Origin of the sequence: Candidatus Pseudomonas phytovorans, assembly GCA_029202525.1 — a bacterium.
GTDB lineage: Bacteria > Pseudomonadota > Gammaproteobacteria > Pseudomonadales > Pseudomonadaceae > Aquipseudomonas > Aquipseudomonas phytovorans.
On sequence record CP119325.1, the window covers coordinates 3,531,760 to 3,551,014 of the forward strand.

Genomic DNA, 19,255 nt, shown 5'->3' on the forward strand with positions numbered 1-19,255 from the left:
TGGCTATGCTGACCATCCAGCTACAGGGAGGTCATACTCATGGGCATTACGGCAGACAGCGGCGGCGTACGTTCGGTGGAGCGTGCGCTGGCCATTGTCGACCTGTTGGGCGAGCACCAGGCCCTGGGCCTGGAAGAACTGCATTACCTTACCGGCCTGCCCAAGGCCACGGCGTCGCGTATGCTCGCCACGCTGCAGGAGCAGGGCTGGGTCTACCGTGGCCTGAGCGACCGGCGTTATCGCCTGTGCGCGCGGCGGCTGTTCGGTGACCGGCAGATGCGTTTCAAGCGGCGCCTGGTGGAAAGTGCCGCACCGATGCTGCTGGAACTGAGCGAGCGCACCGGGCTGGTAGTGGACTTGTCGTGCTTCGACGGCGAGCGGCTGGAGGTGATGGAGAGCGCCATCCCTCAGGTACTGCGCAAGCGCTACCCGCATACCTGCCAGATCGTCGGGCACCATGCCAGCCTGTTTCACTCGGCCATGGGGCGGGCGTGCCTGGGTGAGCTGGCAGTCGATGAAGTGCAGCGCCTGGCGGCCCATGAACGGCTGCGCGATGACGCGGTGCTGCGCAACATCGAAGAAGACGCCCACAAAGGCTTTGGCCAGCGCACTGAAGGGTACTGGGAGTACCCGGTGCGCTTGCCATTCCTGATCCGCGCCATTGCTTTGCCGGTGCATGCCGACGGGCGCCTGGCCGGGAGCATCGCCTTGCACTGGCCGCTGGATCGGGCCCCTGTGGAGCGGGTGTTGAACCTGCACCTGAGCAGCCTGGCGAGTACCGTGGGCGATGTGCAGCGGGCCTTGGCCTGAGGTCATCCTGCACTGGCCCTTTCGCGGGCATGCCCGCTCCCACAGGGAAAGCGTGTTGCATGGGGTTGCACAGAACCTGTGGGAGCGGGCGAGCCCGCGAAGAGGCCGGTGCAGGCCACAGCAAAGCTTGCAGGTGTTACTGGCCCTCGCGAAAGCCGCTAGGGCTAACCCCCGCATGCTTGCGAAAGAACCGGCTGAAATACCCCACATCGGCAAACCCCAGCTCATGGGCGATCTCTTTCACGCTAAGGCTCGAATGCCCCAGCATGCGCTTGGCCTCCAGCACCAGCCGGGCATTGATCACGCTCATTGGCGTCATGCCCAGGTGCTCCTGGCACAACCGCCCCAGCGTAGCCAGGGTCATGCCGAGCTCGGCGGCATAGTCCGCCAGTGGCCAGTGCGCGCGGTAGTGCATGTCCACCTGCTCACGAAAACTGGTCAGCTGCTGACTGCGCCTTGACACTGGGCGTTGCTCACCGTGGGGCAACTGCGGCTCATGGCGCAGCACCTGAATCACCAGCGTCAGCAACAGCGCCATGCTGCTGGCCACATGCTCGCGGGCGCGGTTGTGGTACTCCTCGCGCAAGGCCATGCACAGCGGCAGCAAGGGGTCTTCGTCGGCTGGCCATGATGGCAGGGCGATCACCTGCGGTTTGCGCAGTTGCACCAGCAGGTTGGGTGCCAGCACCTGGGCAATGCTTTCCAGCGGGTGCTGAGCGGCGGTGATCACCTGGCCCTCGACCTGGCCGGCCCAATGGAAACCATGCACCACCTGAGCCGGCACATACACCACGCATGGTGCCTGCACCTGGAGCCGGTCACTGTCGAACAGCACTTCACCGCCGCCGCTCTGCAGATATAGCAGTTGCAGCAAGCCTTCATGACGGTGTGCGGCAATTTCCCAGTTGTGGGCGCCAGATCGCTGGGAGATCTGCTCCACATGCAGGGCTTCATGCCACACCGGTTGTGCGGTTTCACCGTACAGGGCGTAGTTGGGGATCTTGTTCATGTTGTTGTAATTGTTCTGTTCCGTACCCGGCTACTGTGCCACAGCTGCCTGAATGCTTCAGGTGGCGGGGAGAAAATTGTCGGGAATGTGGGATTGGTTGCAGGTTTTGTCCATTCTGCCGGTGCGCCTGCCCGCCCTAGGCTGTGACCCAGATGAAGCGATACTCTGGAGAGCAGCATGCACAACAACAAGATCCCCTCTCAATGGCTGGGCCTGGACTCGGCCGTCTGCGTGGTCACCGGCGCCGCCGGTGGTATTGGCGCGGCGCTGGCCGCTGCCCTGGTCGAACAGCAGGCCCATGTGGTGCTGCTGGACCGTGACCTGGACAAATGCCGTGAACTGGCGGCCACCCTGGGTGAACACAGTGTCGGTGAGGTCAGCGCCCTGGGCTGCGACATCGCCGACCCGGCCAGCGTGGAGCAGGCCGCTGCCCAGATTCAGGCGCTGCATGGGCGCTGCGATGTACTGGTCAACAATGCCAGCGTGCTGCGCCCCGGTGCGTTGGACGTGCTGACCCTGGAGCAATGGAACCAGGTACTGGCGGTCAACCTCACGGGCTACCTGCTGTGCGCCCAGGCCTTTGGCCGCTCGATGCTGGCCCGGGAGCAGGGCCGTATCGTGCACGTGGCCTCGATCGCTGCCCATTACCCGCAACCCAACAGCGGTGCGTACAGTGCGGCCAAGGCCGGGGTCAGCATGCTTTCGCGGCAGATTGCCGTGGAATGGGGGCCGCGAGGTGTGCGCAGCAACGCAGTCTGCCCAGGGTTGATCCGCACACCTTTGTCGGCAGCGTTTTATGCCGACCCGCAGATCGAACGCCAGCGCAGCGCCATGACGGCCAACCAGCGCATTGGTGAGCCGCAGGATATCGCCGAAGCCGTGCTATTCCTGGCCAGCCCGCGCGCCGACTACATCAACGGTGCAGAGCTGACCGTGGATGGGGGGCTTGAAAGCATGCCCATGGCGCTGATCCCGCGCCCAGGCTTTGAAGGGGCACGCTCATGAGCACACGACACTGCGATGTGCTGGTGGTCGGCGCGGGCGCCGGCGGCCTGGCAACGGCGATTGCTGCGAAGAAGCATGGCCTTGAAGTGATCGTCATCGAAAAAGACGACTGCTTTGGTGGTACCACGGCGTTTTCCGGGGGTGTGCTGTGGGTGCCTGGCAACAGGCACGGCGCCAACGACAGCCCCGAGGCGGCCATGACTTACCTGCGCAACGAAACCGGTGCCTGCTTTGACGCGGCGGGGGTTGAGGCCTTCTTGCGCTACGGGCCGCAAATGGTGGACTTTTTCGAGCGGGAAACTGCCGTGAAGTTCGTGCCCACGCTGTACCCCGACTATCACCCACAGGTAGAAGGTGGCGTCGATGTGGGCCGCTCGATACTGGCCGCACCTTACGACATCCGTGGCCTTGGGCCGGACATGGCCCGCCTGCGCCCGCCGCTGAAAACCATCACCTTCATCGGCATGATGTTCAACTCGTCGAATGCCGACCTCAAGCACTTCTTCAACGTTACCCGCTCGCTGACATCGTTCGTGTATGTGGCCAAGCGCCTGTTGACCCACCTGAAGGAGCTGGCCCTGTATCGGCGCGGTACCCAGGTCACCAGCGGCAATGCCTTGGCGGCGCGCCTGGTGCGCTCGGCCCTCGACCTGGGTATCCCGATCCTCACCGGCACCCCGGCGCGGCAGTTGCTGCGCGAAGGTGGCCGGGTTGTGGGTGCGCTGGCCGGGCAAGGCGACAGCGAACTGCGTATTCAGGCCCGGCGTGGGGTGGTGCTGGCCTGTGGTGGGTTCTCTCACGACCTGCAACGGTTGCGCCAGGCCTACCCGCATGTACGTCGTGGTGGTGAGCATTTTTCACCGGTGCCTGCGGGTAATACTGGCGATGGTGCGCGCATGGCAGAGGCGCTGGGTGCCAAGGTCGATATCCGCCTGCAAGCGCCAGCAGCCTGGATGCCAGTATCGAAGGTACCGGTAGGTGCCGGGCGCTACAGCGCTTTTCCGCATTTGCTCGACCGCTACAAGCCGGGTGTGATCGGGGTGCTGCATTCGGGCCAACGTTTCACCAACGAGTCGAACTCTTACCATGACGTGGGTGCTGCCTTGATCGAGGCTTGCGCCGGGCAGACTGAAACCGCCATGTGGCTGGTGTGCGACCGCCGCACCCTGGCGAAGTACGGCCTGGGTTTCGCCAAGCCAGCACCGATGCCGACAGGGCCACTGTTGCGTAATGGCTACCTGCTCAAGGGCAAGACCCTGGCCGAGCTGGCAGGCAAGGCCGGTATCGATGCGCAAGGGCTGGAGCGGACCGTGCGCGATTACAACCTTGGAGCAGTGCAGGGCGAGGACCGCCAGTACGGCCGCGGCACCACCAGCTTCAACCGCTACCTGGCCGACCCGCAGCAACAGCCCAACCCGTGCGTAGCGCCAGTGGGCGAGGGGCCGTATTTTGCCGTGAAGGTGATCATGGGCGATCTGGGCACCTTCGACGGGCTGCGCACCAGTGTGGTCGGTGAAGTGTTGGCCGCCGACGGGCAGGTCATCGAGGGGCTGTATGCGGTGGGTAACGACCGCGCCAGCATCATGGGCGGCAACTACCCCGGTGCCGGCATTACCCTGGGGCCGATCATGACGTTTGGCTACATCACCGGTCGCCATCTGGCAGGCGTCGAACAGGGGCTGGCGGCGTCGGGCAATGCGCGGGAGGTGGCGTGATGGACAAGGCTGTGGTCGATCACCGCATCTACACCATTCGCCCGCGCTGCATGGCGGCCTTTCTTGAAGCCTTCGACCAGTTGGCGATGCCGATATTGCTGCGCCACCTTGGCGCACCGCTGGCGTTCTACACCAGCAGCATCGGGCCGCTGAACCAGGTGGTGCATCTGTGGGGGTATGACAGCCTCGATGACTTTGAAGCACGCAGCGCGGCGCGCGATGCCGACCCGGACTTTGCCGCTTACCTGCACGCCACCCGCGACCTGGTGGTGGCGCAGGAAACACGGATCATCAGGCCAGTGCGCTTTCGCAGCCTGGGTTGAAACGCGGGCTCTATAAAAACAACAACAGGTGATACCCATGAACAACACGCTCGACGTGCGCCAACTGATCGACCAGCAACCCATCGGCCGCTACCAGAAATGGGTGGTTTTCCTCGGCTTCCTGATCATCGCCCTCGACGGCCTGGACGTGGCCATTATCGGCTTCATTGCCCCACAACTGAAAAGCGACTGGGGCCTGGGTGCGCAAAGCCTGGGCCCGGTATTGAGCGCAGCACTGATCGGCCTGGCCATTGGCGCTCTGGTTGCCGGCCCCCTGGCTGACCGCTACGGGCGCAAGGCGGTGTTGCTGTGCAGCGTGCTGCTGTTCGGCATCTGGACCCTGGCCTCGGCCTTTTCCCCAAATCTGGAAACCTTGGTCGCGCTGCGCTTTCTTACCGGCCTTGGCCTGGGTGCTGCCATGCCCAATGCCAGCACCCTGGTCAGCGAATACGCCCCGGCGCGCAGCCGCTCGCTGCTGATTACCCTGGCGTTCTGCGGGTTCTCCCTGGGTGCTGCGATGGGTGGTTTCGTCAGCGCCTGGATGATACCCAACCTGGGCTGGCGCAGTGTTCTGGTGCTGGGCGGGGTGTTGCCGCTGCTGGTCTTGCCGCTGCTGTACTGGCGCCTGCCGGAATCGGTCACCTTCCTGGTCAGCAAAGGCGCAGACCGCCAGCGCATTCTGACCATTGTCCGCCGCCTGGCCCCTGAGCATGTCAGCGCCGACACTGCATTCGTCATGCCCGCCAAAACGCAGGGCACTGGCGGTTCGGTTGGCATTATCCTTTCGCCGCGCTATCGCTTTGGTACCTGCATGCTCTGGGCCGGCTACGTGCTGGCGCTGTTTCTGGTCTACCTGTTCAGCGGCTGGCTGCCGACGCTGGTGAAGGAGGGTGGTGGTTTTTCGGTGTCGCAAGCCGCCATTGTCACGGCCTGCTTCCAGATTGGCGGCCCGGTAGGGGCGATTTCGGTAGGCTGGGCCATGGACCGCTGTAACCCGCAGCGCGTACTGATGCTGACGTTTCTGTTCAGTGGCGCGGTTATCTTCACGATTGGCCAGATGGTGGGGGATTTCGCCTGGCTGTGCGCCATTGCCTGCGCCGTGGGCTTTGGCCTGAATGGCGCGAGCGTTGGCATGAATGCATTGGCGGCGGGCTTTTACCCCACAGAAGCACGGGCGACCGGGGCCAGTTGGATGAGCGGCATCGGGCGCATTGGCGCCGTGCTCAGCGCGTTCGCCGGGGCTCAGATGCTGGCGTTGGGCTGGAGCTTTGCGCAAGTGTTTGCATCATTGCTGATCCCTGCAGGGCTGGCAGCGTTGACCGTTTTGCTGCAAGGGTGGCACGCGAGCAGGGCTGCTCATGTCACGAATGAGATACGTTATCAATAGTATTTACTTAACGTTACATTTCCCCCAGAATCCGCTCCGCCTGCACCGAAGAGCGTGCGTGCATACGGCAATAACAAAAGCAATCTGTCGAAGGAGCGGGGCGTGGACGTCAAGAAAAGTACACTGGCACTGGCAGTGGGCTCGGCCTTGTGCCTGGCAAACAATGCCTGGGCAGCGGCACCGGTCGGGGCGGTGGAGCTGGAACAGATCACGGTGACCGGGGAAAAGATCAACCGTACCCTGGAGCAGACCCAGTCGAGCGTGGTCGTGGTCACCGAGAAGCAACTGCGCGAGAAGGAAGACCACAACCTGGTCGATGTATTTGCCCGCACGCCCGGTGTGTACAACCAGTCCGGCAATGAGAACTGGGGTATCCGTGGCGTACCCGTGTCCGGGTTCGAGGATCAGGGGCCGGCCACACTCAATGGTGCGGTCTCGGTGTTCGTCGACGGCGCCGTACAACCCAACCGCGCCTTGACCTTGAGCCCCATGCAGCTCTGGGATACCGAACAGGTCGAGGTATTCCTCGGCCCGCAATCCACTACCCAGGGCCGCAACTCGCTGGCGGGTGCGGTGGTGATCCAGACCCGTAACCCGACCTTCGACCCCAGCTTTTCGGCGCAGACCAACGTGGGCAACTACGGCGAGCGCGGGGCGGCCGTGGCCGGTGGCGGTGCGCTGGTCGACAACAAGGTCGCCGGCCGGATTGCCGTGGACTACCAGCAAGGTGATGGCTACATTGACAACACCACCCTGCATGACGATGCCAACCCCACCCGTACCGCCAATGCCCGCGGCAAGTTGCTGATCCTGCCCAGCGACGACCTCGACATCCTCCTGACCTATGCCCACGGTGAAAGCCGTAAGGGCGACAACACGGTCATGCGCGAAAACGGCAAGGTCCGCTATTACAAGATGACGTCCAACACCAAGGCCTTCGATAAGCTGGAGCAGGATACGGTCAGCGCCAAGGTCGACTACCGGCTGGACGATTACTGGTCGCTGACCAGCCTTACCGCCAACACCAGCTCGGACTACGACGCTCGCCTGGACTTCGACCAGTCGGCCGATGCCAACCAGGTGGTGTTGCGCAAGCAGGACGGCAACCTGTTCAGCCAGGAGCTGCGCCTGAATTACAACGGCGACACCTTGAAGAGCTTCGTCGGTGCCTACTACGGGCACAACACCAACAATTTCCATGACCGCCTGTTGTTCGACGATAGCCTGTTCGGCACTGCCAAGGGCGATACCACCATTGAAAACCAGGCGCTGTTCGGCGAGATCAACTGGACCTTCATCCCGCGCTGGACGCTGATCACCGGCCTGCGCTACGACCACGAAACCAACGACACCGACATTGACCAGGACGACTTCTCCAGCCCCGGCAAGGTCAGCAAATCGTTTGACGCGGTGTTGCCCAAGCTCGGCCTGGACTATGAACTGGCTGATGGGCAGTACCTGGGCTTCATGGTGCAGAAGGGTTATCGCGGCGGCGGCGTGAACATGCGTGCCGGTGGCGGGCATGAGGCTTATGACCCGGAATACACCACCAACTACGAGTTCTCCTACCGTGGCTCGTTCTACGACGATACGCTGCGCACCCGCGCCAACCTGTACTACACCGACTGGAAAGACCAGCAGGTCAGCGTGCTGGACCCGAACACCGAGTTCGTCCATGTGTTCAACGCCGGCAGCAGTGACATCAAAGGCCTGGAAGTGTCTGTCGAGAAGGACTTCGGCGAACAGCTGACCCTCAATGCCGCAGCCTCGGTGACCGACGGCAAGTACAAGGACTTTGTCACCGGCGACGGCCGCGACATGAGTGGGGAAGCGTTCCTCTATTCACCCAAGTACAAGATGGCGCTGGGCGCCACCTACCGCTGGAACGAGCGCCTTACCCTCAATACCGACGTCGTCTACCAGAGTACGTCGCCGTCCGAGTATGAGTTTGATGACGCCGGGCAGGTCACCGACGAGCGTCGCAGCGACAATTACTGGCTGGTCAACTTCAATACCGAGTACAAGATCACCCGCAACATTGCCGTGTCCGGTTTTGTGAAGAACGCCTTCGACAAGGAATACATCACCAACAACCGCAGCGGCGACATCCTCGATGTGGGCGCACCGCGCACCGTGGGCCTGGCGTTGCGTTACGACCTTTGAGCCCCATTGAAGCTGCGCCGGCCGGTGCTGGCGCAGCTTCAGTTATCCCGGCTGTACATCCGGCACTCTGCAAGGAGTGCCAGCAAGTTGGGCTCCCGCTCCCGCGCCTTCAAAAACACTACACCTATGTGCTGCTTCAATCGGTATTGCGGCTTCAAGGCAATCAGCCTGACGCGGTTTTCGTACACCGCCGCGATGCGCCCGGGCAGCAGGGCAAAACCCACACCCGAGCTGACCATGCTCAGCAGGGTGAAGATATCGTTCACCTGCATGGCCACCTTGGGTTCAAAGCCGGCCTGCTGGAACACCCGCGCGCCATCACGGTGGGTGGCGAAGCCTTGGGTCAGGGTGATGAAGGTGGAGTCGGCAAGGTCCGCCAGGTCCACCTCGGCCTGTTCGGCGAAGGGTGAGTCGGTGGGCACAGCAAGGAAGATATCGTCGGAGAACAGCGGCAGTTGCTCGCAGCCTGGGTCGCTGACGCTTTCGTCGAGTGACACCAGGATGGCTTCGAGCTCGTGGTTTTTCAGGCGCTGCAGCAAGTCGACGTTGGAGCCCAGGGTGAGGTCGATGTTCAGCTCACTGCGGCGCAATTTCAGGCCCATGACCAGTTTGGGCACGGTTTTTACCGTCAACGAGTAGAGCGCACCCAGGCGGAAACGCTCGGCGTAGAAGCCGGCGGCCTCGCGGGTTTGGCGCACCATCTGCTCGGCGTCCTGGATCAACTGGCGGGCTTTCTTTTCCAGCACATAGGCGCTTTCCAGCGGAATCAGCTGGCGGCCTTCGTGCTTGAACAACGGGCAGCGCAGGGCGCTTTCCAGCGAGTGGATGGCGCGGTGCACGCTGACGGCGCTGGTAGACAACTCGACCGCCGCGCGGCCGAGGTTGCCGGTGCGCATGAAGGCGAGAAAGGTTTCCAGCTTTTTGAGCGTCAGTTCTTCGTCGATGAGCATGGGTGGCCTTGAATGGTCATTGCATGGACTCGATCAACACCCACAATGCCGGGTCATTGAAGTCATTCACTACCAGCCTGGCACCCGCCTGCAGCAACCGCTCCGGCGTCTGCGTGGTGGCCACGCCCACCGTGAAGATCCCTGCGCCACTGGCTGCCGCCACCCCTGGCAGTGAATCCTCGAAGGCCAGCGCCTGCGCGGCCTTGGCGCCCAGCCGCTGCAGGCCGGTGAGGTAAGGCAGCGGGTCTGGCTTGGGCCGCGCCAGTTCCTCGGCCACCAGCACATGCTCGAACTGATGGCCAAGCCCCATGGCGTTCAGCATGTGTTCGGCGTTCAGCCGCGGTGCGTTGGTTACCACGCACATGCCGATGTCATGGGCCTGGGCATGTTCCAGCAGGCGCAACAGGCCTGGCATTGGTTCAAGAGACGGCGACAGGTCGCGGAACAAGGCTTCCTTGTGGTCGGCCAGCGCACGGCACTGTTCGACGCTCGCGCCGCTGAACAGTTCGGCGAACAGCTCACCGTTGGCACGGCCGCTGACCTGGGCATCGAACTGCGCCTGGCTCAGCTCGCGGCCGTCGTGCTTACGCAGCAGTTGGCGAAAGGCCTGCAGGTGCAGGGTATCAGTGTCGGTGAGGGTTCCGTCGAGGTCGAACAGCAGGGCGGTCAGCATGGGATATCCAGATCGAGAAAACACAAGCCAGGGGATCATAACCAAAGCTGGCGACAAAGGGGGCTGTTCAGCGCGCCCTGAAAAGAGTACAAATGTGCTCTATGGACAACCTCACCCCAAAACGCCGCGCCATCTTCGACTTCATCCGTGAGCGCATCGCCGATCATGGTCAGCCACCCAGTCTGGCCGACATTGCCACGCGCTTCGGTTTCGCCTCGCGCAGCGTCGCACGCAAGCACATCACCGCCCTGTGCCAGGCCGGTTATATAGATGTCACACCCAACCAGGCACGGGGCATTCGCCTGGCCGAACCGCTGCGCCGGCCGGAAATCCTCGAAGTGCCAGTGCTGGGCCAGGTGGCGGCGGGCGCACCTATCGGCCCGGACCTGGGCATCCACGAACAGCTGCTGCTCGACCCCAGCCTGTTCCGTCGCACCCCTGACTACCTGCTTAAAGTGCGTGGCGATTCGATGATCGACGACGGCATCTTCGACGGTGACCTGGTCGGCATCCTTCAACAGGCCGACGCCCGCGATGGCCAGATCGTGGTTGCGCGCCTGGACGGCGAGGTGACCATCAAGCGCCTGCAACGCCAGGGCAGCAGTTACCGGCTGTTGCCACGCAACCCGGCCTATGCCCCCATCGATGTGAAGCCTGAACAGGAATTTTTCATCGAAGGCGTCTTCTGCGGCTTGCTGAGGCGTGACTGATGGGCGCGGTGGTCGACCTCGACAGGCTGCTCGACCAGCGCCGTGTATGGCGCGGCCGACACGCCCAGGCACGGCCACTCGGTTTGCAGCCGACCGGCCATGCTGCCCTTGACGAGCGCCTGCCCGAAGGCGGCTGGCCGGCGGCGGCACTCAGTGAGTTGCTGCTGGCCAGCCCCGGTTGCGGCGAATTGCAATTGCTGTGGCCCACCCTGGCGCGGCTGAGTGCTGAAGGAAGCCGAGTGGTGCTGGTGGCGCCGCCTTTCATTCCTTACGCACCGGCCTGGCAGGCCGCGGGGGTGGACCTGCGCTGGCTGGTGCAGGTGGATGCCGCCCCTGCAGATGCCCTGTGGGCGGCCGAGCAGTGCCTGCGCTCGGGCAGTTGCGCGGCGGTGCTGTGCTGGCCTGAACGTGCCGATGACCGGGCCCTGCGGCGTTTGCAGGTGGCTGCGGAAACCGGTCAGGCGCTGGCCTTCGCCTGCCGGCCGCAGCAGGCAGCACACAACCCATCGCCAGCAGCGCTGCGGGTTGCCGTCGACACCCGTCCGGCGCAGTGGCGTGTGCTGAAAAGCCGGGGTGGCATGCCGCCGGCTCTGCCCATCGCCTGCCCTGGGCGGGGCTGATGCACCATGCTTTGGGCCTGCATTCTGCTCCCGCAGCTGGCGCTGGACACGGTCCTGCGTGAGCGTGACAACCCCGACACACCCTTGGTGCTGCTTGGCGGGCCTACCCAGCGTCGGGTATTGCAAGCGGTCAGCCCGGCTGCGGCCGCACTCGGGTTGCGGGCAGGGCAGACCCTGACGGCGGCACGTGCCCTGGCGGATGGTTTCACCTGCGTCGAAGCCGACCCCAGGCGTATCGAGCAGGTCCAGCAGTTGCTGGCCGCCTGGGCCTATCGCTTCAGTGCTCAGGTCAGCCTGCATTACCCGCGGGCGTTACTACTGGAAGTAGGCTCCAGCCTGCAGCTGTTCGGCCCCTGGCCCTTGTTCGAGGCCCGCCTGCGCCAGGAGCTGGCAGATCTGGGCCTGCGCCAACGCATCGTTCTGGCCAGCAACCCGGTGGCGGCTCGCATGCTTGCCAATGGTCATGATGGCTTGGCCGTGGGCGATGCCGATGCTACCCGTGCGGCCTTGCTAGGCATGCCCATCACCCGTATCGGCCTGCCGGCAGACGCCGCTGAAGCCTTTGCCGGCATGGGCTTACGCCAGCTCGGCCAGGTATTGGCCTTGCCGCGCGATACATTGGCTAGGCGATTTGCAGCCCAGGTGCAGCTGCACATCGACCAACTGCTTGGCCTGCGCACTCCAGGGCTGGACTTCTACCAGCCACCGGACCGTTTCGAAACCCGGCTGGAGCTGAACTTTGACGTCGAGTCGCATCAGGCGCTGTTGTTTCCGCTGCGGCGCATGCTCCACGACCTTGCCGCGTTCCTGGCCGGGCGAGACTGTGGCGTGCAGCGTTTCTGCCTGCACCTTGAACATGCCGAGGGGCCAGACACCCTGCTCAAGGTGGGCCTGCTGGCTGCCGAGCGCGATGGCGCCGTGCTGTTCGAACTGGCCCGTGGGCGCCTGGAGCCGCTGCGCATCCCGGCACCCGTTCGCAACCTGCGCCTGGTTGCCGACGACCTGCCACCCTTCGTGCCACAGCACCAGGCATTGTTCGACCCCCGTGCCCAGCAGGCGCAACCCTGGGACCAATTGCGTGAACGGCTGCGCGCTCGCCTGGGGGATGAGGCCGTGAAGGGGGTGAGCGCGGCTGCCGATCACCGGCCCGAATGCGCCTGGCAGCTGGCAGAACAAGGCGCCCAAGGCAGTATGCCGGTTGCTCCGGGCAGCCGCCCGGGCTGGCTGCTGTCAGCCCCGATGGCGCTGGACGCCACCCGCTACCAGGTACAAGGCCAGGCCGAACGCATTGAGTCGGGGTGGTGGGATGGTGGCGATGTGCGTCGCGATTATTACCGCATCGAAACCCGTGACGGCCTGCGCGGCTGGGCCTACCGTGATCTGGGCCAGGCCGGCCCGCTGTGGCTGCAAGGCTGGTTCGCATGAGCAGGCCGGGTTATGCCGAGCTGCATTGCCTGTCCAACTTCAGCTTCCAGCGCGGCGCGTCGAGCGCCGACGAGCTGTTCCGGCGCGCGCGTGAGCAGGGCTACCAGGCCCTTGCGATCACTGACGAATGCACCCTGGCTGGCATCGTTCGGGCCTGGCAGGCCGCCAAAGAGCATCAGCTCCGGTTGATCGTGGGTAGTGAAGTGCGTCTGCAGGACGGCCCCAAGCTGGTGCTGCTGGTTGAAAACCTCGCGGGTTACCAGAGTTTGTGCGCGCTGATCACGCGTGCCCGCCGGCGGGCGCAAAAGGGCGAGTACCAGCTGTTTCGCGACGACCTGCAGCAGCACCATCAAGGCCTGCTGGCGTTGTGGGTAGCCGATGACTTCGCCGATGTGGCCACGGGTGAGTGGTTACGTAGTTTATTCGGCGAACGCCTTTGGCTGGCCGTGCACCTGCACCGAGGCAGTGACGATGCCCTGCGCCTGCAACGCTTGCGAGGCCTGGCGGCTGAAGTGGGTATCCGCGCCGCGGCCTGTGGCGATGTGCACATGCATGTGCGCGGTCGCCGTGCCTTGCAGGACTGCATGACCGCCATCCGCCAGCATTGCCAGGTGGCCGAGGCCGGGCGCTTTCTGTTTGCCAATGGCGAACGCCACCTGCGCAGCCAGGCACAGTTGGGCGAACTCTACCCTGCCGACCTGCTGGCCGAGACCCTGGCCATTGCCGAGCGCTGCCAATTTGAGCTGAGCGAGCTGAAATACCAATACCCGCGCGAACTGGTGCCCCAGGGTCATACCCCGGCAAGCTGGTTACGTGAACTGTGCGAGCAGGGCTTGCCGTTACGCTGGCCAGGCGGGCCGAGTGACAAGGTGCGTGATGTGCTGGCCACGGAGTTGGCGCTGATTGAGGAGCTCGGTTACGACAGCTACTTCCTGACCGTGCACGACATCGTCGCCTTCGCCCGCAGCCAACGCATTCTGTGCCAGGGGCGCGGCTCGGCGGCCAACTCGGTGGTGTGTTTCGTGCTGGGCATTACTGAACTGGACCCCATGCAGCATCGCCTGCTGTTCGAGCGCTTCCTGTCGCGTGAACGCAACGAGCCGCCTGATATCGACGTGGACTTTGAGCACGACCGGCGCGAAGAAGTGATCCAGTACGTGTTTCGCCGCTACGGCCGGCACCGTGCGGCACTGACGGCGGTGGTCAATACCTACCATGCGGCGGGGGCGGTGCGCGATGTGGCGCGGGTATTGGGGTTGCCGGCAGACCAGGTGGATGCGCTGGCCAAATGCTGTGGTCGCTGGAGCGACCGCATTCCCGATGACCAGCGCCTGGCCGAAGCCGGCTTTGAGGCCAACAGCCCTTCACTGCGGCGGGTACTGGTGCTGGCGGGCGAGCTGATCGGCTTCCCCCGGCACCTGTCGCAGCACCCGGGTGGTTTTGTCATCTCCCAGCAACCACTCGACCAGCTGGTGCCGGTGGAGAATGCCGCGATGGCCGAGCGCACGGTGATCCAGTGGGACAAGGACGACCTGGACATGGTCGGGTTGCTCAAGGTCGACGTGCTGGCGCTGGGCATGCTCAGTGCCTTGCGCCGCTGCTTCGACCTGCTGCAGCGCCATCGTGGCCAGCAGCTGACCTTGGCCACCATCCCCGACGAAGACCCGGCGACCTACGCGATGATCAGCCGCGCAGAGACCATGGGGGTGTTCCAGATCGAGTCGCGCGCGCAAATGGCCATGCTGCCCCGGCTGCGGCCCAAAACGTTCTATGACCTGGTCATCGAGGTGGCGATTGTCCGCCCCGGGCCAATTCAGGGCGACATGGTGCACCCGTACCTGCGCCGGCGCTTGAAGCAGGAACCCGTGACCTACCCATCGCCGCAGCTCAAGGAGGTGTTCGAGCGCACCTTGGGCGTGCCGTTGTTTCAGGAGCAGGTGATGGAACTGGCCATGGTCGCTGCCGACTACACACCAGGCGAGGCCGACCAGCTACGCCGCAGCATGGCAGCCTGGAAGCGCCACGGTGGCCTGGAACCGCACCGCGAGCGGCTGGTGCAAGGCATGCTGCGCAATGGTTACGACCTGGCGTTTGCCGAGCGCATTTTCGAGCAGATCAAAGGTTTTGGCAGCTATGGCTTCCCTGAGTCGCACGCGGCCAGCTTTGCCTTGCTGTGTTACGCCAGCAGTTGGCTGAAGTGCCATGAACCGGCAATCTTTACCTGCGCGCTGGTCAACAGCTGGCCCATGGGCTTCTATAGCCCTGACCAGCTGTTTCAAGAGGCCCGGCGACAGAGTATCGAAGTGCGGCCGGTAGATGTCTGCCACAGCGAGTGGGACTGCACCCTTGAGCCTGATGCTGAAGGCACATTGGCTATTCGCATGGGCTTGCGTCTGGTGCGCGGTTTGGCCGAGGCCGATGCCAGGTGCCTGGAGCAGGCGAGGGCGCAACGGCCATGGCGCGATGTCGAAGACCTGTGCCTGCGTGCCGCGCTCGGCTCACGCGCCCGTGCCCGCCTGGCCGATAGCGGGGCATTACGTGCCTTGGCCAGCGACCGGCACCAGGCACGCTGGCAGGTAGCGGCGGTGCAGCCGCAGCTGCCCCTGTTCGCTGATGTACAAGCGGCACCTGAAACACCCGTGGATTTGCCTGCGCCAACCGTAGGTGAAGACCTGATGGCCGATTACCAGGCCTTGGGCACTACGCTGGGCCCACATCCGTTGGCCCTGTTGCGCTCACGCCTGAGGGCGCTGGGGTGTCGCAGCTCAAATGAGCTGCAAGGTGTCGAGCATGGCGACAGCATTGCCGTGGCCGGACTGGTAGTAGGCCGCCAACGGCCCCAGACCGCCAGTGGTGTGACCTTCGTCACCCTGGAAGATGAGCACGGGATGGTCAACGTGGTGGTGTGGCGGGACATTGCCGAACGGCAGCGGCGGGCGCTCGTGGGGTCGCAGTTGCTCAAGGTCAGTGGGCGGCTGGAGCAGAAGGATGGCGTGCGGCACCTGATTGCGCGGCGGTTGGAGGATGTAAGCCCGCTGCTGCACGGGCTGGATGTGCGCAGCCGGGATTTCCATTGAAAAATCCACATGCTGCGCTCCTACAAGGGATGTTGTTGATTACACCATCGCCAACCGCTGCTTGCGCGTCGGCGCCGGGAACGCCCGGTCGATCGCTCGAAGGTCCTCGCTGTTCAAGGTCAGTGCGCCTGCGGCCGCATTCAGCCGTACATGCTCTGGCGCCGCGGCTTTCGGGATGGCAATCACCCCATCACTGCGGGTCACCCAGGCCAGGCTGACCTGAGCCGGCGTGGCGCCATGGCGCTCGGCGATTTCTGCCAGTACCGGGTGCTGCAGCAAGCGCCCGGCCTGGGCCAGCGGGCAGTAGGCCATGGTCGGCAACGTGCGCTTTTCGCACCAGGGCAGCAGGTCGAACTCGATGCCACGCTGGGCCGGGTTGTACAGCACCTGGTTAGTGGCGCAGTCAGGGTTGTGCAGTTCGCGCAGGTCGTCGACGTCGAAGTTGGACACGCCCCAGCGCTTGATCTTGCCTTGCTCGCGCAAACGCTCGAAGGCTTCGACGGTTTCTTCCAGCGGGTGTTGGCCACGCCAGTGCAGCAGGTACAGGTCGATGCAGTCAGTACCCAGGCGGGTGAGGCTGCGCTCGCAGGCTGCCGCCGTACTGCTGCGGCTGGCATTGTGCGGGTATACCTTGCTGACCAGAAACACTTGGTCGCGGCGCCCGGCAATGGCCTGGCCAACCACCTCTTCCGCCCCGCCCTCGGCATACATTTCGGCGGTGTCGATCAGAGTCAGGCCCAGCTCGATGCCCTGTTGCAAGGCCGCCACTTCGTCGGCCTTGCGGCCTGGGTCTTCACCCATGTACCAAGTGCCTTGGCCGATGGCCGGCACGCTCGAACCTGCCAGTTTCACGTAACGCATGTCACCTCCGGGATCCGGGTATTGGAAAGCAGCACCTCAAGCAGCGCTTGCGCCGCCGTGGAAAGCTTGTGTTCGCTGAGGGCAATAACGCCGATGCGTCGCTCGACCGTTGGCTCCACCAAAGTGATGCAGCGGGCGCCGAGCTCCTGCATCTGGTTGATGCACAGCGCCGGTACGGCACTGACCCCCAGGCCGCTGGCTACCATGCGGCCGATGGTTGCCAGCTGGTGGCTCTCGAAAGCCACTGCCAGTTTGCCGTGGTGGGCCGCCACATTCTGCTCCATCAGCAGGCGCACCGCCGAGGGCCGTTGCAGGGCTACAAAGTCCTCGGCCATCAGCTGTGCCCAACTGACCTGGGGCAGCAGCGCCAAGGGTGAATCGGCGGGCACCACCGCAACGAAGCGGTCCAGGTACAACGGGTGGAAATCCAGCCCGTCGGTGTTGTCCGGTTCGAAGCCGATGCCCAGTTCGACGCGGCGATGGCGTACCAGTTCCAGCACCTGTTCATTGATCACGTCATGCACCGTGACGTTGACCTTGGGGTAGCGCTGGCGAAACACCTTGAGCGAGTGGGGCAGCAGATTGCCGGCAAAGGCCGGCATTGCCGCCACCGACACGCGGCCCAGTTGCAGCGTGAAGCGTTGGCGCAGCATCTCTTCAGTGTCGTCCCAGTCTGCCAACAGGCGCCGCGCAAGCGGCAGCAGCACTTCGCCCTCGGCGGTCAGGCTGACGCTGCGCGTGGTGCGGCTGAGCAGGGCGCCGCCGAGTTTTTCTTCCAGGGCCTTGATGGTCAGGCTCAGGGCAGGTTGCGAGATATGCAGGTGTTCACCGGCCTGGGCGAAGCTCTGGTACTTGGCCACGGCGACAAAGGCACGCAGTTGCTTGACGTTCATGACAGGCCTATTGTCTGTTTTGTAAAAGTTATCAATCGATGAAGAAAACAAAATTAACAAATCAGTCACGTGCGGTGAAGATGTATTCACACGCTCACCGACAGCCTCGTCGGTTCTACAACTACAAAAGGCGGATCAGCATGGCCGGACTGGACAAGCGCGTTGCAACCTATGAACAGGCCCTTGAAGGCCTGACCGACAACATGACAGTACTGGCCGGTGGTTTCGGCTTGTGCGGCATCCCGGAAAACCTCATCAGCGAAATCAAGCGGCGCGGCGTCAAAGGCTTGACCGTTGTGTCGAACAACTGCGGCGTTGACGGCTTTGGCCTGGGCGTTTTGCTGGAAGACCGGCAGATTCGTAAAATGATTGCCTCCTACGTGGGCGAAAACGCCGAGTTCGAACGCCAGTTGCTCAGCGGCGAGCTGGACGTGGAACTGACCCCGCAAGGCACCCTGGCCGAGAAAATGCGCGCAGGCGGTGCCGGAATCCCGGCGTTCTTCACTGCCACTGGTTACGGCACCCCGATTGCCGAGGGCAAGGAAGTGCGTGAGTTCAAGGGCCGCAAGTACATCCTCGAAGAATCCATCACCGGTGACTTTGCCATTGTCAAAGGCTGGAAGGCCGACCACTACGGCAACGTGGTGTATCGCAACACCGCGCAAAACTTCAACCCGCTGGCGGCCACCGCCGGCAAGATCACTGTGGTCGAAGTGGAAGAGATCGTCGAACCCGGCGTGCTGTTGCCCAGCGAAATCCACACCCCGGGCATTTATGTGGATCGCGTCATCGTCGGCACCTTTGAAAAGCGTATCGAAAAGCGCACCGTCAAGGCCTGAGCGCCATCCACCAGAACAACAAAGAGACCCTGACCATGGCACTTACCCGCGAACAGATGGCGCAACGCGTCGCACGTGAACTGAAGGACGGCTACTACGTCAACCTCGGCATCGGCATTCCAACCCTGGTGGCCAACTATGTACCCGCCGATATGGATGTGATGCTGCAATCGGAGAACGGCCTGCTCGGCATGGGCGAATTCCCTACCGAAAGCACCCTTGATGCCGACATGATCAACGCCGGCAAGCAAACCGTCACCGCCCGCCGCGGCGCCTCGATTTTCGATTCGGCACAGTCGTTCGCCATGATCCGTGGCGGCCACGTCGACCTTACCGTGCTTGGCGCGTTCGAGGTGGACGTACAGGGCAACATCGCCTCGTGGATGATCCCCGGCAAGCTGGTCAAGGGCATGGGCGGTGCCATGGACCTGGTGGCGGGTGCCGAGAACATCATCGTGACCATGACCCACGCCTCCAAGGACGGCGAATCCAAGTTGCTGGCGCAATGCAGCCTGCCGCTGACCGGTGCCGGCTGCATCCGCAAGGTGCTGACCGACCTGGCCTACCTGGAAATCGAAGACGGCGCTTTCATCCTGCGCGAGACCGCGCCGGGGGTAAGCGTTGAAGAAATCATCGCGAAAACCGCCGGCAAACTGATCGTGCCGGATGATGTCAAGGAAATGACCTTCTAAGGCATCACGCGATCCTACCCTGTGGGAGCGGGCGTGCCCGCGAATGCTGCGGTGAATTTACCGGCGTATTCGCGGGCACGCCCGCTCCCACAGGTTTTTGTGT

The 19,255-nt window shown here is 63.6% G+C and carries 17 protein-coding genes; 12 read left to right on the plus strand and 5 right to left on the minus strand.

Annotation, left to right across the window (positions count from 1 at the left end):
• The first annotated feature begins 39 nt into the window (after positions 1 to 39).
• A complete protein-coding gene (locus P0Y58_15720) occupies positions 40 to 810 on the plus strand; it encodes an IclR family transcriptional regulator (GenBank protein ID WEK28358.1) in 771 nt (256 codons plus the stop codon).
• A 136-nt stretch (positions 811 to 946) separates the two neighbouring features.
• Here the strand turns inward: P0Y58_15720 and P0Y58_15725 are convergent, their stop codons facing one another.
• On the minus strand, positions 947 to 1,819 hold the full coding sequence (locus tag P0Y58_15725; protein ID WEK28359.1) for a helix-turn-helix domain-containing protein: 873 nt from the start codon (positions 1,817 to 1,819) through the stop codon (positions 947 to 949).
• Between the two features lie 177 nt (positions 1,820 to 1,996).
• Between P0Y58_15725 and P0Y58_15730 the strand changes: the two genes are divergently transcribed.
• The 5 genes from P0Y58_15730 to P0Y58_15750 all read left to right on the plus strand — a co-directional run bounded on the left by P0Y58_15730 (position 1,997) and on the right by P0Y58_15750 (position 8,412).
• Complete coding sequence (locus tag P0Y58_15730; protein WEK28360.1) at positions 1,997 to 2,824, plus strand: SDR family NAD(P)-dependent oxidoreductase; 828 nt, start codon at positions 1,997 to 1,999, stop codon at positions 2,822 to 2,824.
• On the plus strand, positions 2,821 to 4,539 hold the full coding sequence (locus P0Y58_15735) for an FAD-dependent oxidoreductase (protein ID WEK28361.1): 1,719 nt from the start codon (positions 2,821 to 2,823) through the stop codon (positions 4,537 to 4,539). The genes P0Y58_15730 and P0Y58_15735 overlap by 4 nt, the downstream gene beginning before the upstream one ends.
• Positions 4,539 to 4,862 (plus strand): NIPSNAP family protein, encoded by a 324-nt coding sequence (locus tag P0Y58_15740; protein ID WEK33339.1) that lies wholly within the window; start codon positions 4,539 to 4,541, stop codon positions 4,860 to 4,862. Before P0Y58_15735 ends, P0Y58_15740 begins: the two co-directional genes overlap by 1 nt.
• A 37-nt stretch (positions 4,863 to 4,899) precedes the next feature.
• A complete protein-coding gene (locus tag P0Y58_15745) occupies positions 4,900 to 6,249 on the plus strand; it encodes an aromatic acid/H+ symport family MFS transporter (GenBank protein ID WEK28362.1) in 1,350 nt (449 codons plus the stop codon).
• Positions 6,250 to 6,351: 102 nt separating this feature from the next.
• A complete protein-coding gene (locus P0Y58_15750) occupies positions 6,352 to 8,412 on the plus strand; it encodes a TonB-dependent receptor (GenBank protein WEK28363.1) in 2,061 nt (686 codons plus the stop codon).
• A 38-nt stretch (positions 8,413 to 8,450) separates the two neighbouring features.
• Here the strand turns inward: P0Y58_15750 and P0Y58_15755 are convergent, their stop codons facing one another.
• Both P0Y58_15755 and P0Y58_15760 read right to left on the minus strand, forming a co-directional pair.
• The gene (locus P0Y58_15755; protein WEK28364.1) at positions 8,451 to 9,362 is read right to left on the minus strand and encodes a LysR substrate-binding domain-containing protein; all 912 of its coding nucleotides are present in this window, start codon (positions 9,360 to 9,362) and stop codon (positions 8,451 to 8,453) included.
• 16 nt (positions 9,363 to 9,378) lie between these two features.
• Positions 9,379 to 10,035 (minus strand): HAD family phosphatase, encoded by a 657-nt coding sequence (locus P0Y58_15760; GenBank protein WEK28365.1) that lies wholly within the window; start codon positions 10,033 to 10,035, stop codon positions 9,379 to 9,381.
• 92 nt (positions 10,036 to 10,127) lie between these two features.
• Here P0Y58_15760 and lexA point away from each other — a divergent pair, with 92 nt between their 5' ends.
• From lexA to P0Y58_15780, 4 genes are read left to right on the plus strand one after another with little or no spacing between them, the layout of a single operon-like run.
• Entirely contained in the window at positions 10,128 to 10,745 is a 618-nt protein-coding gene (lexA, locus tag P0Y58_15765) for a transcriptional repressor LexA (GenBank protein ID WEK28366.1), read from the plus strand.
• On the plus strand, positions 10,745 to 11,365 hold the full coding sequence (gene imuA, locus P0Y58_15770) for a translesion DNA synthesis-associated protein ImuA (protein ID WEK28367.1): 621 nt from the start codon (positions 10,745 to 10,747) through the stop codon (positions 11,363 to 11,365). Before lexA ends, imuA begins: the two co-directional genes overlap by 1 nt.
• 6 nt (positions 11,366 to 11,371) lie before the next feature.
• A complete protein-coding gene (locus P0Y58_15775) occupies positions 11,372 to 12,790 on the plus strand; it encodes a DNA polymerase Y family protein (GenBank protein ID WEK28368.1) in 1,419 nt (472 codons plus the stop codon).
• Positions 12,787 to 15,867, plus strand: coding sequence for an error-prone DNA polymerase (locus P0Y58_15780; protein WEK28369.1), 3,081 nt, complete (start codon positions 12,787 to 12,789; stop codon positions 15,865 to 15,867). Before P0Y58_15775 ends, P0Y58_15780 begins: the two co-directional genes overlap by 4 nt.
• A gap of 39 nt (positions 15,868 to 15,906) precedes the next feature.
• Here P0Y58_15780 and P0Y58_15785 read toward each other — a convergent pair whose 3' ends face one another.
• Positions 15,907 to 16,728 (minus strand): aldo/keto reductase, encoded by an 822-nt coding sequence (locus tag P0Y58_15785; protein WEK28370.1) that lies wholly within the window; start codon positions 16,726 to 16,728, stop codon positions 15,907 to 15,909.
• Positions 16,716 to 17,621: a LysR family transcriptional regulator gene (locus P0Y58_15790; protein ID WEK28371.1), complete on the minus strand. Its 906-nt coding sequence runs from the start codon at positions 17,619 to 17,621 to the stop codon at positions 16,716 to 16,718. The genes P0Y58_15785 and P0Y58_15790 overlap by 13 nt, the downstream gene beginning before the upstream one ends.
• 140 nt (positions 17,622 to 17,761) lie before the next feature.
• On the opposite strand from P0Y58_15790, the gene P0Y58_15795 reads away from it, so the two are divergent.
• Both P0Y58_15795 and P0Y58_15800 read left to right on the plus strand, forming a co-directional pair.
• The gene (locus tag P0Y58_15795; GenBank protein ID WEK28372.1) at positions 17,762 to 18,460 is read left to right on the plus strand and encodes a CoA transferase subunit A; all 699 of its coding nucleotides are present in this window, start codon (positions 17,762 to 17,764) and stop codon (positions 18,458 to 18,460) included.
• Positions 18,461 to 18,495: 35 nt separating this feature from the next.
• Positions 18,496 to 19,152 (plus strand): CoA transferase subunit B, encoded by a 657-nt coding sequence (locus P0Y58_15800; protein ID WEK28373.1) that lies wholly within the window; start codon positions 18,496 to 18,498, stop codon positions 19,150 to 19,152.
• Positions 19,153 to 19,255: the final 103 nt, after the last annotated feature.

Bases quoted from the DNA above. Each gene is read 5' to 3' on its own strand.
- P0Y58_15720 (WEK28358.1), top strand. From the start codon at position 40: ATGGGCATTACGGCAGACAGCGGCGGCGTACGTTCGGTGGAGCGTGCG.
- P0Y58_15725 (WEK28359.1), bottom strand. From the start codon at position 1,819: ATGAACAAGATCCCCAACTACGCCCTGTACGGTGAAACCGCACAACCG.
- P0Y58_15730 (WEK28360.1), top strand. From the start codon at position 1,997: ATGCACAACAACAAGATCCCCTCTCAATGGCTGGGCCTGGACTCGGCC.
- P0Y58_15735 (WEK28361.1), top strand. From the start codon at position 2,821: ATGAGCACACGACACTGCGATGTGCTGGTGGTCGGCGCGGGCGCCGGC.
- P0Y58_15740 (WEK33339.1), top strand. From the start codon at position 4,539: ATGGACAAGGCTGTGGTCGATCACCGCATCTACACCATTCGCCCGCGC.
- P0Y58_15745 (WEK28362.1), top strand. From the start codon at position 4,900: ATGAACAACACGCTCGACGTGCGCCAACTGATCGACCAGCAACCCATC.
- P0Y58_15755 (WEK28364.1), bottom strand. From the start codon at position 9,362: ATGCTCATCGACGAAGAACTGACGCTCAAAAAGCTGGAAACCTTTCTC.
- P0Y58_15760 (WEK28365.1), bottom strand. From the start codon at position 10,035: ATGCTGACCGCCCTGCTGTTCGACCTCGACGGAACCCTCACCGACACT.
- lexA (WEK28366.1), top strand. From the start codon at position 10,128: ATGTGCTCTATGGACAACCTCACCCCAAAACGCCGCGCCATCTTCGAC.
- imuA (WEK28367.1), top strand. From the start codon at position 10,745: ATGGGCGCGGTGGTCGACCTCGACAGGCTGCTCGACCAGCGCCGTGTA.
- P0Y58_15775 (WEK28368.1), top strand. From the start codon at position 11,372: ATGCTTTGGGCCTGCATTCTGCTCCCGCAGCTGGCGCTGGACACGGTC.
- P0Y58_15780 (WEK28369.1), top strand. From the start codon at position 12,787: ATGAGCAGGCCGGGTTATGCCGAGCTGCATTGCCTGTCCAACTTCAGC.
- P0Y58_15785 (WEK28370.1), bottom strand. From the start codon at position 16,728: ATGCGTTACGTGAAACTGGCAGGTTCGAGCGTGCCGGCCATCGGCCAA.
- P0Y58_15790 (WEK28371.1), bottom strand. From the start codon at position 17,621: ATGAACGTCAAGCAACTGCGTGCCTTTGTCGCCGTGGCCAAGTACCAG.
- P0Y58_15795 (WEK28372.1), top strand. From the start codon at position 17,762: ATGGCCGGACTGGACAAGCGCGTTGCAACCTATGAACAGGCCCTTGAA.
- P0Y58_15800 (WEK28373.1), top strand. From the start codon at position 18,496: ATGGCACTTACCCGCGAACAGATGGCGCAACGCGTCGCACGTGAACTG.